The following is a 12347-nucleotide window of genomic DNA, read 5'->3' on the forward strand; positions in this document are numbered from 1 at the left end:
CATCACAGGTTAAGGATGACCTATGATTGAATGGAGCAGCAATCGCATCTGGTACCAGGACATGCCGTTCAAGATGAACGGCATTCCTGTCGGTGCCCGTATGACTGTTATCCGGCTTGATGACAACAAGTTGCTGATACACTCACCTATTCAGCTGACAACACAACTCCAGCTTGAACTCACCAAACTCGGACAAATACACGCCATTGTCACCCCAAACATGAACCATCACCTGTTCCTATCTGAATGGTGGCTGGCTTATCCTGAGGCCTACTTCTTTGCTCCACCCGGGCTGCAAAACAAACGTACTGATCTGGCTTTTGACGACGCCCTAAGTGCGCAAACACCTTCATTATGGCGCCATCAGCTCTACCAGACTCTGCTTCGTGGCAGCGACAGGATGGAAGAAGTCATCTTCTGCGACCCAAATTCGCGAACCCTTATTGTTGGTGATACTCTCGCCTGGCTAAAACCTTCGTCAAATATACTGACTATTGCTCTAGCACTGTTGAATGGCTGCTATTCTGAGCCAGCTATGCCGCTATACTGGCGCCTGACATTTAAAGATAGAACCCGACTTCGCCAGTCTTTACAAGAAATCCTGACCTGGCCATTTGACCGCATTATCCTATCCCATGGCCAAGTGATTACTGAAAATGGAAAAGCACAGTTCCATCATGCGTTTAAATGGATCCTCTAACCCAATCTAACCGCTAACTTTTCCCAATATTTTCCCCTTTCGTGAACTGACATAGCTCAAGCAGCACCAACACAATTAAACGGTGTACACAATGTTATTGCACATTGTTTTTTATTGGCGTATTATCCGGCTAACTTACTCAAAAACAGTCAGATCTGATTAATTTCAGGCACTGAACCAAATGAACAAAATACCTCTGATCACCCTTATTGCCCTATGCTGTAGCCCGCTAGCTGTGCAAGCACAAACAGCGATAAATACCAACGATAGCTTTAGTTACCTATCAGGCGGATTACAGTACACCACCCTACAAAACGAGGTAGTATCATCGGCCTATTCCTATGATGATAGGTACGAGACAAAATCGACTGATTCTCTAGCTGGCATTTATCTTAGAGGAAGCTGGAATTTTGCCAGCAATTTATTTGTCGAACTTCGCTCTGATGTCACTATCAGAGATACTCTGACACTCAGCCATAATATGCTAGGCATTGGCTACTATCAGCCAATATTAGATGGTCTTGCATTTTATGGCCTTGCTGGTGGGGCAAGAACCAAGCTAGAGCGCGAGATTCTCAACAATAATCAAAGCAGGTTAGTAAAGGTCAATCAAAAAGACAGTGGTCTCACTGGTGAGCTAGGTGCACGGGTTACTTTAACGGATGCCTGGAGTATTGAGCCTGCATTGAGAGTCACTCACTATGACCAAACCTTACGTGAAGTCCGCCTGGGCAATATTGTTCAAGTTTCAAAGCAGATGAGTCTTGAACTTAACACCCAACAGCGCTCAGTGGGTGATTACGAAGAAACAAACTATCAAATGGGAGCGAGATACACGTTTTGATCCACTACGATTTTGGTATAGATTCAAATCTATACTCTGCCTTTTTGGCTAGAACTTGTCCAAAATCAATTAACTACTTATTTTAATCAGTGCCTTTTAATTGTATGACATATCTCACGCTTTTGTCGTCTACAGGGAGTATATTCATATCGTAAATCTATATTGAGGCAACGATAATGACTGCATCTAAGCTTTACTTTAGAGATCTACTCGGATTAACTCTGGTTGTTTCAGCTATTCTGGTTATGTTAGGGGGTATCTTTGGCGTTCTGGCTATTCTTAATTACTTTTCCCATGAAGAGGCTTTAGCCAGCACCTATATCCATGAGTCATTACCCCTGTTTATTTTCTTAATCCCCTCTTACCTACTAGGGAGATATATCAATCGCCCGAAGTGGGTATCAGAGATTGAAGCGTACCAGCTTGAAACCGCTAAGAAGAACAGTTAGTAAGCGAACAATAGCCACTCCAAGGAGTGGCTATCCCGAAATATCATATCCCCGCTTTAATCAAACACCGACTACCTCATGTCCACACCAGTAAAATCAGTCCAAGCGATTTGCAAGTTTTGCGTACTCATCTGACTTTGATGGAATTTTTAGTAAATGCGACTTACTCTTATCAATCTTGGTACTATAGTAATCGTAACCCATCATATGCCGACGCGGTTAAGGCGGTGTGGTATTCCAACTCACCTTTGACGGAGTAGTCGATGAAGACTCAGAGCCCTTTCCAGGAAGCTGTTCAGGATTCTGATCAAAAACCTATCGTCCTGATACGTGGGTTGCTTCGTGAAAAGCGTCACTGGGGGCTGTTCTATAAACAGTTATGCGAACGATATCCAGCCCGGACAGTTATTTGTCTAGATCTTGCAGGGAACGGTGCCCGCCACCAGGCGGCCTCACCCTCTTCAATCCAAGGAATGGTCAATGACTTGCGGGTGCAATTAAGAATAAAAGAAATCAATCCCTATTCTATTGATATTATTGCTATCTCCATGGGTGGAATGATCGCGATTGAATGGATGACTCGCTACCCAAATGAAATCCACTCTGCGGTGCTTATCAATACCAGTGTACGCCCGTGTTCACCTCTCTATCACCGATTAAACTGGCGGCAATATCTAACCATTATCAATATCCTTCGTACCACTCCTGAGAACAAAGAAGCGTTAATCATGGCGCTAACGTCCAATCATCAATACCAGCATCAACATACACTTGATGAATGGATCACATGGCGAAAGCAATATCCTGTCAGCACACGCAATGCCCTTGTTCAGCTTCAGGCAGCCGCTCGATATCGAGTTCGTTATTCGCCCACCAAACCCGTTCTTTTAATTGCATCAGAACAAGATAAACTAGTTAATGTCACCTGCAGTAAGATGTTAGCTTCACGCTGGCAGCTACCGCTATTCCTCCATCCAAGCGCTGGCCATGATCTTCCTCTTGATGATCCGGATTGGCTCTGTGATCAGATCCATAATTTCTATCAACGTTAACTCTTCTTCGAACGCTCGCTCCCCGCTGGATGAACATAAGATGAATTAGCGCCTCACCTTCAATTCAGTCACATCCCTGCATACTTCCCTCAACAGTAAAAGCCAGTTAAATCTTTGAGAGGTCAGTATGAATCCTATTAGCATTGTAGTAATTACCCTAAATGAAGAAAAACGTATCGGGCGCTTGCTTGAAGATCTGAGTAAGCAAAGCCACCGTAACTTTGAAGTTATCGTGGTTGACTCCAACAGTGATGACAATACCTACGAAGTTGCTCAGGGGTTTGAAAAAGCACTACCCGCTCTGTCTGTCCACAAAATGGAAGCGAGAGGAACCAGTCTTGGCCGAAATACTGGCGCCAAGCTCGCGTCCCATGAACGTATTCTGTTCCTCGATGCCGATGTCCGCCTAGAGCCAACTTTCCTGACCAACGCACTCCACCAGCTTGAAAAACGCAAGCTGGAAGTTGCAGGCGTCTATATGAGTGCAGAGGAATTATCCATTGGTTATCGTCTCGGTTACGGCGCATTCAATGCTGGATTATTTCTCACTTCATTCTTCTTCCCTACAGCCGTAGGTGCCTGCCTGTTCTCAACCAAACGGGCTCATGAAGAAATAAACGGGTTTGATGAGAGCATTGTACTCTGTGAAGACTGTGATTATGTTCGCAGGGCATCTGAAACTTGGCGTTACCGCATGCTCCCTACCAGCTTCTGGTTTGATCCGCGCCGACTAGAGCAGGACGGCTTCTTCAACATGGGACTCACTTACCTCAAAGCCAACGTTCGCCGTTTTTTCTTCGGAGAAATGCGCAACAATGAGATGGAATACAAATTTGATCACTACAAGGATGTTGATAGCAAATGCTAGATGCAAGCTGGTGGTGGTTCTTCGGAGGCAGCCTGCTTGACGCACTGATAGGGCCCAACCTGTTTTTCCCAGGAGAGCCCTTTCTGCTGGCTGCTGGCTATCTGCTAAGCAGCGGCCCGGTATACGGTGTGATGTCAGTCATCGCTGGTGGCTTCATTGGTGATCAGGTCAGCTATTTCATTGGACGTCGATATGGTAAAGACGGGCGACGCTGGCTCAGCCAGCGCATTCCCAAAACCCGGCGTCCTATTGCCAGAGCAAGGCTAGTACTGAGGCAGCGCGGCCCCCTGGTCGTCGCTATCGCCCGCTTGCTAGGGCCCGTTGCGTGGATAATGCCCTTCCTTGCAGGCAGCTATGTATTGCCCTGGTTGGCCTTCACTATGTATTCGTTAATCGGGCTGTTTATTGGCGTAGGGCAATTCGTACTCGCAGGCTATTTGCTCGCGCAAGGTATCGAATCGCTACCCGAGCTAAGCACTTTTTCTCTCTTCTTCAAAGAACATGGCCTGCTGGTTGTTGCTACCTTGACAGCTTTGATGATCAGCCTGTTTCTATACCGCACGAGAAGCTGGAAGAAGTGGCTAAGCATCATTTTCTGCTGGCTCGTCATCATGGGAGGCGTTAATTATTTTCACTTCTTCGTCAGTAATGCCTATGCATTTGAAACTAAAGAAATAGACAATGCCAAAATATCGCTGCAAGACCTTAATTATACCGTCTACCCCGGCCTGGCTCCCGTCTATCAGGCACAACCGATTAATACCATTGTTATAGGCCATTCGCCTCAAGAATTAATGGATGATCTTGGTTGGGTTGAGAATAAGACATTCTCACGAGATGAAGTCACGTTTCGAGGTTACTTGGGGCTACTTGCCAAGGAGCTACCACCAATTTCAGATTTATACTGGAACCGTCAACCCCAATGGTTTGCCTATCAGGTTGCCGGAGATCTTGTTAACAGGAAGCACATAAGATGGTGGTATGCCGGTAAAGAAGCACAATCTGGACAAAATATATGGGTAGGTTCGGTCAGTTATGACAACGACTTAAAGTTGGCACACTACAAAGGGATCATTACTATTTTGCATGCCATTGACCCTGATATCGATATAGAAAGAGATAAACTTGCCGTCAGTGCGGAAAAGTCAGACTGGGCTGTGCGCTATCAATCGCTTGGCAGTCCAGTAGCATATTCAAAAAGCCGCCACTATTTTAGTGACGGCCAAGTAGCAATACTCTCAAAAGACAAGAGCAAGCAATAAAGTCATTCGCCGCTAATACAGATATGTATCAGCGGCGAAAATCCGTATTAACGCGGACGAGCAAATACCTGAGTCCAGTAGATGCCGTATTGTGCACTGGAGTTAGTCACTGATGATGCACCCATTTGGGTGTAGTTAGCGCTCATGATGTTTACACAGTGGCCTGGGCTGTTTAGCCAGCTGGTCATCACAGAATCCAGTGTTTGCTGACCCGCGGCAATATTCTCACCCACAGAGCTCCAGCTATAACCTTGATCCGACACACGATCGCTAGGCTGATCGCCGTTTAGCCCAGTGTGGCTGAAAAAGTTGTAGTTTGCCATATTGCTCGAATGAACAAATGCAGCCTGCTCAAGGCTATAATCCCAAGTTAGAGCAGGAACTGCTGGCATCATCTGCCCACCACAATCACGTGCTTCTGCACGAGCGGCATTTACTGCTGCTAGCATCTGCTCGGCAAAGTCACCGCCTGGTGCTGGAGCCGGAGCCGGATCATTACCACCGGGATTGGAATCTGCACCACCACTACCGCCATCACCACCTGGAATTACTGACCCGCTACCAGAATTAGAACCTCCGTCAGACACGGCACTGTCTTCAGAACTTCCGCCAGAACCACAGCCTGTAACTAGTAGTGTTGAAAGAATTAATAGTGATAATGTTCGCATGGGTACATCCAGTATATATATTATTGAATTTGTGATTTCAAAATAGACTTATATAGTATCCGAACAGCAAAAAAGTATATTAAGAAAACAAAGATATGTTTCTAAGCCAATTCCTGATCAGCCTTAATGTGGGAAACAATATACTGACTCAACGCTGAACAGTTCAATATGCAACGGTTATTTTTCACACATCCTGACACACTTTTGACAAATAATACAAAGTGAAAACACCGTTCAAACACAGAATTAATCCTTTGTAATCAACAATATAAAGATAATCCAATCAAGCTTCGTCAAATGTATGCTAATTACTACACCAGCATCCAGATAACCAATGCCATTTAAGTTATCTATTGTAAAAACATAGCTACAACAAAAAATACTTATCCAAATTTATTATTATTTTGATAAAAATCAAACCACAAATAAATACTAGCATTAACTTTATTGCTGGTATTTATTTGTGGTTTGTTGAGTACAAATGCCATTAATTGGCCATGAATACACCTAGGCCAAATCATCTTGTGTGACACTCACACCTTTGATTTGTGCAAAGACCTCATCTCCCACCGTTAGGTTAAGCTCATCGGCCGCCCATAACGTCAGGTTAGCCCAAAGTTGCGCCTCACCAACACGAAGCCTTACCGCCACTTTCTCTTCGTCATTGGCCGAAAGGATCTTATCAATCCTTGCCTGCAGAATATTTCGAATACTGGTCTGTTCCGGTTTAGCCTTAGTAATCGACACATCGTTCGAGTGGATCCGTACCCTCACCCACTCACCACGTTGTCGATTGAGTTTACTCACCCATAGACAAGCATTGTGATTAAGCATTACCTGGGTCAAAGCATAGTTCGGATGAGTATGATTTACCCGTGCACTGATCAGTGAACTTTGCTCTTTGGGCGGCAACCACGGGCGCATTTCCGGAGAGCCCCAGACACTATTTACATTCCCGGCTACAACCACCTTTCCCTTGTTGATCATCACCATATGATCAGCCAAGCGTAAAATCTCATCAAGGCTATGTGTAACATAAAGAATCGGGGTATTTACCTGTTTGGCCAGTCTCTCCAAATAAGGCATCAGCTCCTGTTTGCGCGGTAAATCGAGCGAGGCCAGCGGCTCATCCATTAACAGCATATCCGGCTTAGTTAACAGAGCCCGACCGATGGCCACACGCTGTTTCTCTCCACCAGATAAAGAAGATGGATAACGCTGCAATAGTGGCTTTATTCCTAGCAACTTAACAACATCATCAAAATGTGCCTGATCTTTCTCACGGCAACCGTAAGTCAGATTACCGGCCACGGTATAATGTGGAAACAACCGGGCATCTTGAAATACATACCCGATCCGCCGCTTTTCTGGCGGTAAAGAGAGCCCTTTTGCGCTATCGCACAATACATGCCCTCCCAACTTGATAGAGCCAGAATCTGGCTTGCTCAAACCACTCAACACATTAATCAGTGATGTTTTGCCGGTACCGGAACGACCAAAGATTGCGGTGATCCCTTGCATCGGCAGTTCCACCTTGATATCCAGCTCAAGGTTTCCCAGTACTTTTTGTACATCTATAGCTAACATTGTGTTTCCAGACGCTTACGAGCCATACGAGACAGCCATTCTGATACCAGTAAAGATGCCAGTGCGATTACAATGGCGATGATACATAGACGGGCAGCTTCACTTTCTGCGCCCGGTGTTTCAATAAACGAAAACATTGCCAACGGTATGGTTTGAGTTTCACCCGGTATATTCGACACAAATGTAATAGTGGCACCAAACTCACCCAGAGCCCGGGCAAACGCCAAAATAGTACCCGTCAAAATACCCGGCAGGGTCAGCGGTAAGGTAATAGTGAAGAACACCTTCCATGGACTTGCCCCCAATGTACGGGCGGCTTGCTCTAATTTATAATCGACACTTTCCAAGGCCAGCCGAATCGAGCGTACCATCAGAGGGAACGAAACCACGGCAACCGCAATCACTGCGCCCCGCCAACTGAAACTGAACGTTAACCCGAACCAGTCATAAAGGGCTTTGCCTATCACCCCCTGCCGCCCCATCAGCGTCAGCAGCAAGTAACCAATAACGACAGGCGGAAGAACCAGTGGCAAGTGTACGATGCCATCTAAGATGGCTTTTCCGTAGAACTGGCAGCGAGCCAGCAGCCAAGCACACAAAATACCCAATGGTAGGCTTACCAGCACTGCCACTCCCGAAATTTTCAAACTAAGCAGCAGAGCCTGCAACTCGTATTCAGTTAGCACGCTTAGTTAACTCCAAAGCCGTATTTCTCAAAGATCTCGCGCGCTTGTTCTGATTGTAGAAAATCGTAAAAAGCAATAACTTTCTCGCCGGACTTATCTTTTACTATTGCAACAGGATATGCAATTGCCGCATGGCTGGTATCTGGCAGCTCGGCAACAACTTTCACCTTATTGGAAACCAAGGCATCCGTCTTATACACGATCCCAAGCAATGCCTCCTGTTTTTCCACTAACAATAGTGCCGAGCGAACATTATTTGCTGGTGCCAGCAATGGTGATGCCTTCTGCCACAAGCCAACGTTTTCCAACGACTCCTTGGCGTAGATTCCGGCTGGTACATGCTTAGGATCACCGGTAGCCAAACGCGTACCATCTAGCGCCTTGGCTAAATCCCATGAGGCACTCAGTTCGATTTGATCTGCCGGATAAGAGTCAGGAGCAACCAACACCAAGCTGTTTTTCAGCAAGCTTTTGCGCGATTGCGGTTCAATAGCCTGTTGCTTCTCGACATAATCCATCCACTTCTCATTGGCAGACAAGTAAATATCGGCTGGAGCCCCCTGTGCAATCTGCCTGGCAAGTGCCGCGGAAGAGGCAAATGAAAGTGTCGACTGAGTTCCCGTTTTTTCCTTGTACACCGCTGCCACTTCATTCATCGCATTGGTTAGCGACGACGCTGCAAAAACAGTCACTTTATCAGCAGCATACGCAGATCTTGCCGCCCCGATAAAACAACATGCAGCCGCCATATACAATGCAACACGCTTCGCCATACCTCACCTCTATTCTCAGCGAACTCAACACCGTTATATAGTAAGGTATATATCGATTAGTGAAAACAGCTCTTTGTCACATTTATTTTGGGAAATAAGGCAATAAGCCGGAAATGCCCAAAGAAGAGCGGAAGGATCTCTAGATATCCAGAGCACCAAATCGAGGTTGTTATACTTGAAAATCAACATGTTATGCTCGTTATAATTGACACTCTCTACATATAACGAAAAGTGGCTTTTTACTTATGACTTAAAGAGATGGAGTCTGGAAGATTTTTCAAGTATGTGAGGTTGACTAACAGTTACATTGCCACCTAAAAAGTACTTCCGGAGAAAACACTCAAGACCATGAACATTCGTTGCTAGCAACTCGACTCCCTACTGAGATTGTGAAGACATCATTAGCCTGGCATGTGTCATTACTGAGGGAACATGACGGGATAAATACCAACCGATTCTGTCATGCTCTTATATTCTAGTTCTCATGTTGCTTACTCGCCTCACACTTCGATATTCATTGATTGAGAGCGCTTGATTCTGAGCTCTCTGGTATTGAGTTGCTCTCTCTTCCAGATATTTTGGATAGTGCTAATGCTCACCGTGATATTTTGCTGTTTGAGCACCTTCATCAGTTGTATCGATGTCCCATGAGGGTTCAACAATGTCAGCTCGATAATCTTATCCTCAGTTCCCTCCGATATACGGTTTTTACTGCGTTTCAATGGCTTATTGATCCTCTTCAGACCGATTGGCCCTTGCTCTTCCATAATTTGTTGATAGGTATAAAGCGTTTGGCGGGAACAGCCGAGGATACGGGCTGCTTTAGATACGCTGCCGAGTTGCTCAACAAGCTCTAACGCTTCTATTTTCCGTTGAACCTCTTTGCCATATTCATGACATTTTCTAGGTTCTACTAACTCTGTGATATCAAGCCGACGGTGACCAAAATAGGCGGAGAATGTGCCGTCAAACTGGCATCGGATCTCTACTTTCTGATTTTCGATTGAGTAGCGGATGGGCGAGTCAATGACGTACATTTTGCTATCAAAGCTAAACGTATGATCACGCCGTATCGTCCGATACTCTTTCTGCACACAGATGGTGTTGAGGTCTAAATCAGGTGGCAAGCTCTTAAAGGCAGAGCGTGCACTTTTGGCCTGAACCATGATGTTTTTCACCCAATACTTGGGGATGAACTCTTCTTGTAAATAGCGGTTCGCGCTCTCCATATCCGTGATGTTGTGCAATCGTAACTCTGGTACAAGCCTATCTTGGAAGGTATCGAATGAGCGTTCTATGCGGCCCTTTCCTTGCGGTGAATTAGCAAAGATAATCTCAATTCCGAGCTCTTCACAGGCTCGCTGCATTTGGGAGAAGTTACTGCGTTTCGGGCCTCCAAAGATACCCGCTCTGTCCACGTAAAGTGTTTTGAATACACCGCGTTTTTCGACGTAAGCTCTCATCACTTTCATGCAGCCCTCGGTTGTTTCTGAGGGAAAAAACTGAGCATGAATATCACTGGTGGCGTCATCAATGATGGCAATCAAGCAAGATTTCTCATCACCAAACCAGCGATGAGGGCTGCCATCCATTTGAAGCATTAAACCTGGCAACTCCATACGCTCTCGATACTTTCTTACTCGACTTCTTCGTCGCTTCGCACGTTTAACATGATGGATATCGTGTGCCCAAGATCGCAAGGTTTCGCGCTTTATGGCGGTCCCTTCATTCTTCTCAAGAAGCTCGGAGAGGTGTTGCAGATTAAAATCGAAGTATTTGGTTTGAATGAGGCTTTGCACCTCTTTTTTGAGCGACTCTGGGGTTTTATTTACAGGAGCACGACCTTTGTTACCATGAATAACGAATCGAATGCCTTCTTTGCGATAACGACTTAAATAACGTTCAACCGTTCTCCGTGATTTGCTCAGCAAGGTAACGGCACTATTGATACTGATTCTTCCATCGATGACCTTACTAATAACATCGACGGTGAACTGGGATTTTGAATCCATGTAGAACATCCTTAGCACCTTCTAAAGCTCCATTGATTACTTTAAAAGGTACGCTAATTTAGCTCCGTCAAATTCCCTCGGTAGTTAACGTAATGACAAAGTCGCTTGGTAATTAAGGTACGACAGAATCGCTTGGTGATCACACAAGCAGCCATGCTCCCGCAGACTCGATGCTGAGCATAAACTAGTTAGAGTACTATCTCTAGTGTGGCCCTTTAAGGTTAAGAAAAATATGCTGGGTTGATTACATAACAGGAGATCACACAATGGCCAGTGCATTACCTCACATTAATGCTAAAGTTGATGCCGAAACATGCGCTAGAGCGTAAACTTGAGCCAGTGATAAAATCCCAGCTAGAGCAAGAGAATCAATAATGACTCATGAAACTAAAACAATGGAAGTGCCTGTAGCTATCGCCGATAGAGTGCAGGCTTTGATTGATGGCTATAAAGCCAAAGAGAAGTTCAATGCTGAGCGTAAGGTGGTAGTGAACAACTTACTTTCCATGGATAACCTTGGTTGTGAAATGGCTGTTTATAGTTTGCCTCAGGGTGAGTTGCTAGACACTCTCAGGTTTGTGTATGAACTATCCGGTACTAACAGCAAGTTCATCAAAAACATACTTACACAGTCCAGAGAGAATCCAAAGAAAGCCTTATCCGATTCCCAGCGATCATCAGCAAAAGGCCTGTTATTTAATCTACTCAATGAGCCTTCAGTCATTTCAGCCATGAAGGAGAGTTAGTAATACCCATCAATAGTTAATGCTCTGTTTGATGGAGTTACTTTCAGGGTTAATCGTATAGATGGACTTTTAGACCTCTAATTGTCCTTCTTTACATTTTCCAGAGCAATACAATACAGATCGAGTGGCCCTTCGACCATGTCTATATTCAGTGTCGATTGGTTGCCACTGCAATTTAATGCAAGTGCAAAGCCATGAAGGTAATCAACCAACAAATCCAATGCCTTCTTGGCTGAACCAGCATCAAGGTTCAACGGCTCTATAACGGTATTGAAGCGTTCAACAAATACTTCAGCAGGACTTATGGAGCTCATTGAGAGAAGCGTTTCCAGTAATCCAGGATAATTGTTTAGTAATGTTAGATAGCTACTACATAACTTGTTTAACTCTAGCTTCCACTTGTCAGTCACTTTAGGTTGATAGATATCTTCTATCAGTGAAGTGGTAATTGCTTCTAATAATGCATTTTTATTACTGAAATAGTGATAAATCGCCATCGCATCAACATTTAGACTAGACGCCAGCTTACGAATGCTTGGTATCTTCCCTTCTTCTCGCATCAAGGTCTTAGCCATATCCATGATAGCTTGCTTACTAAGCTGGCTGCTCGCACCTTTTGGTCGGCCGCGTTTTTTCTCCTTGACAGACATCAAATCCCCTCGCTAGACTGCTTAATAATTTCTACAGTGTAGAATATCTT

General features: G+C 45.0%; 13 protein-coding genes. 7 read left to right on the plus strand and 6 right to left on the minus strand.

Annotation, left to right across the window (positions count from 1 at the left end):
* The first annotated feature begins 22 nt into the window (after positions 1–22).
* The 6 genes from AC51G0_RS19750 to AC51G0_RS19775 all read left to right on the plus strand — a co-directional run bounded on the left by AC51G0_RS19750 (position 23) and on the right by AC51G0_RS19775 (position 5175).
* Positions 23–700, plus strand: coding sequence for a DUF4336 domain-containing protein (locus AC51G0_RS19750; protein ID WP_496303355.1), 678 nt, complete (start codon positions 23–25; stop codon positions 698–700).
* 181 nt (positions 701–881) lie between these two features.
* Positions 882–1544: an outer membrane beta-barrel protein gene (locus AC51G0_RS19755; protein ID WP_496303356.1), complete on the plus strand. Its 663-nt coding sequence runs from the start codon at positions 882–884 to the stop codon at positions 1542–1544.
* A 176-nt stretch (positions 1545–1720) separates the two neighbouring features.
* Complete coding sequence (locus tag AC51G0_RS19760) at positions 1721–1993, plus strand: D-fructose-6-phosphate amidotransferase (RefSeq protein ID WP_496303357.1); 273 nt, start codon at positions 1721–1723, stop codon at positions 1991–1993.
* 263 nt (positions 1994–2256) lie between these two features.
* Positions 2257–3045: an alpha/beta fold hydrolase gene (locus AC51G0_RS19765; protein ID WP_496303358.1), complete on the plus strand. Its 789-nt coding sequence runs from the start codon at positions 2257–2259 to the stop codon at positions 3043–3045.
* A 127-nt stretch (positions 3046–3172) separates the two neighbouring features.
* Positions 3173–3913, plus strand: coding sequence for a glycosyltransferase family 2 protein (locus AC51G0_RS19770; protein ID WP_496303359.1), 741 nt, complete (start codon positions 3173–3175; stop codon positions 3911–3913).
* Positions 3907–5175, plus strand: coding sequence for an LssY C-terminal domain-containing protein (locus AC51G0_RS19775; RefSeq protein ID WP_496303360.1), 1269 nt, complete (start codon positions 3907–3909; stop codon positions 5173–5175). Before AC51G0_RS19770 ends, AC51G0_RS19775 begins: the two co-directional genes overlap by 7 nt.
* Positions 5176–5222: 47 nt before the next feature.
* On the opposite strand, the gene AC51G0_RS19780 is transcribed toward AC51G0_RS19775, so the two are convergent.
* The 5 genes from AC51G0_RS19780 to AC51G0_RS19800 all read right to left on the minus strand — a co-directional run bounded on the left by AC51G0_RS19780 (position 5223) and on the right by AC51G0_RS19800 (position 10910).
* The gene (locus tag AC51G0_RS19780; protein WP_496303361.1) at positions 5223–5843 is read right to left on the minus strand and encodes a CAP domain-containing protein; all 621 of its coding nucleotides are present in this window, start codon (positions 5841–5843) and stop codon (positions 5223–5225) included.
* 507 nt (positions 5844–6350) lie between these two features.
* Positions 6351–7430, minus strand: a complete 1080-nt coding sequence (gene modC / locus AC51G0_RS19785; protein WP_496303362.1) for a molybdenum ABC transporter ATP-binding protein ModC — start codon at positions 7428–7430, stop codon at positions 6351–6353.
* On the minus strand, positions 7424–8116 hold the full coding sequence (gene modB, locus AC51G0_RS19790) for a molybdate ABC transporter permease subunit (protein ID WP_496303363.1): 693 nt from the start codon (positions 8114–8116) through the stop codon (positions 7424–7426). The genes modC and modB overlap by 7 nt, the downstream gene beginning before the upstream one ends.
* A gap of 2 nt (positions 8117–8118) precedes the next feature.
* The gene (gene modA, locus AC51G0_RS19795) at positions 8119–8865 is read right to left on the minus strand and encodes a molybdate ABC transporter substrate-binding protein (protein WP_496304157.1); all 747 of its coding nucleotides are present in this window, start codon (positions 8863–8865) and stop codon (positions 8119–8121) included.
* Between the two features lie 524 nt (positions 8866–9389).
* Positions 9390–10910: an ISNCY family transposase gene (locus tag AC51G0_RS19800; protein ID WP_496303364.1), complete on the minus strand. Its 1521-nt coding sequence runs from the start codon at positions 10908–10910 to the stop codon at positions 9390–9392.
* A 365-nt stretch (positions 10911–11275) separates the two neighbouring features.
* On the opposite strand from AC51G0_RS19800, the gene AC51G0_RS19805 reads away from it, so the two are divergent.
* Positions 11276–11647 carry a hypothetical protein gene (locus AC51G0_RS19805; RefSeq protein WP_496303365.1) on the plus strand — a complete coding sequence of 124 codons (372 nt, stop codon included), beginning with the start codon at positions 11276–11278 and terminating at the stop codon, positions 11645–11647.
* 77 nt (positions 11648–11724) lie between these two features.
* Here AC51G0_RS19805 and AC51G0_RS19810 read toward each other — a convergent pair whose 3' ends face one another.
* Positions 11725–12297: a TetR/AcrR family transcriptional regulator gene (locus AC51G0_RS19810; protein ID WP_496303366.1), complete on the minus strand. Its 573-nt coding sequence runs from the start codon at positions 12295–12297 to the stop codon at positions 11725–11727.
* Positions 12298–12347 lie beyond the last annotated feature (50 nt).

The organism is Photobacterium sp. HL06 (assembly GCF_059552575.1).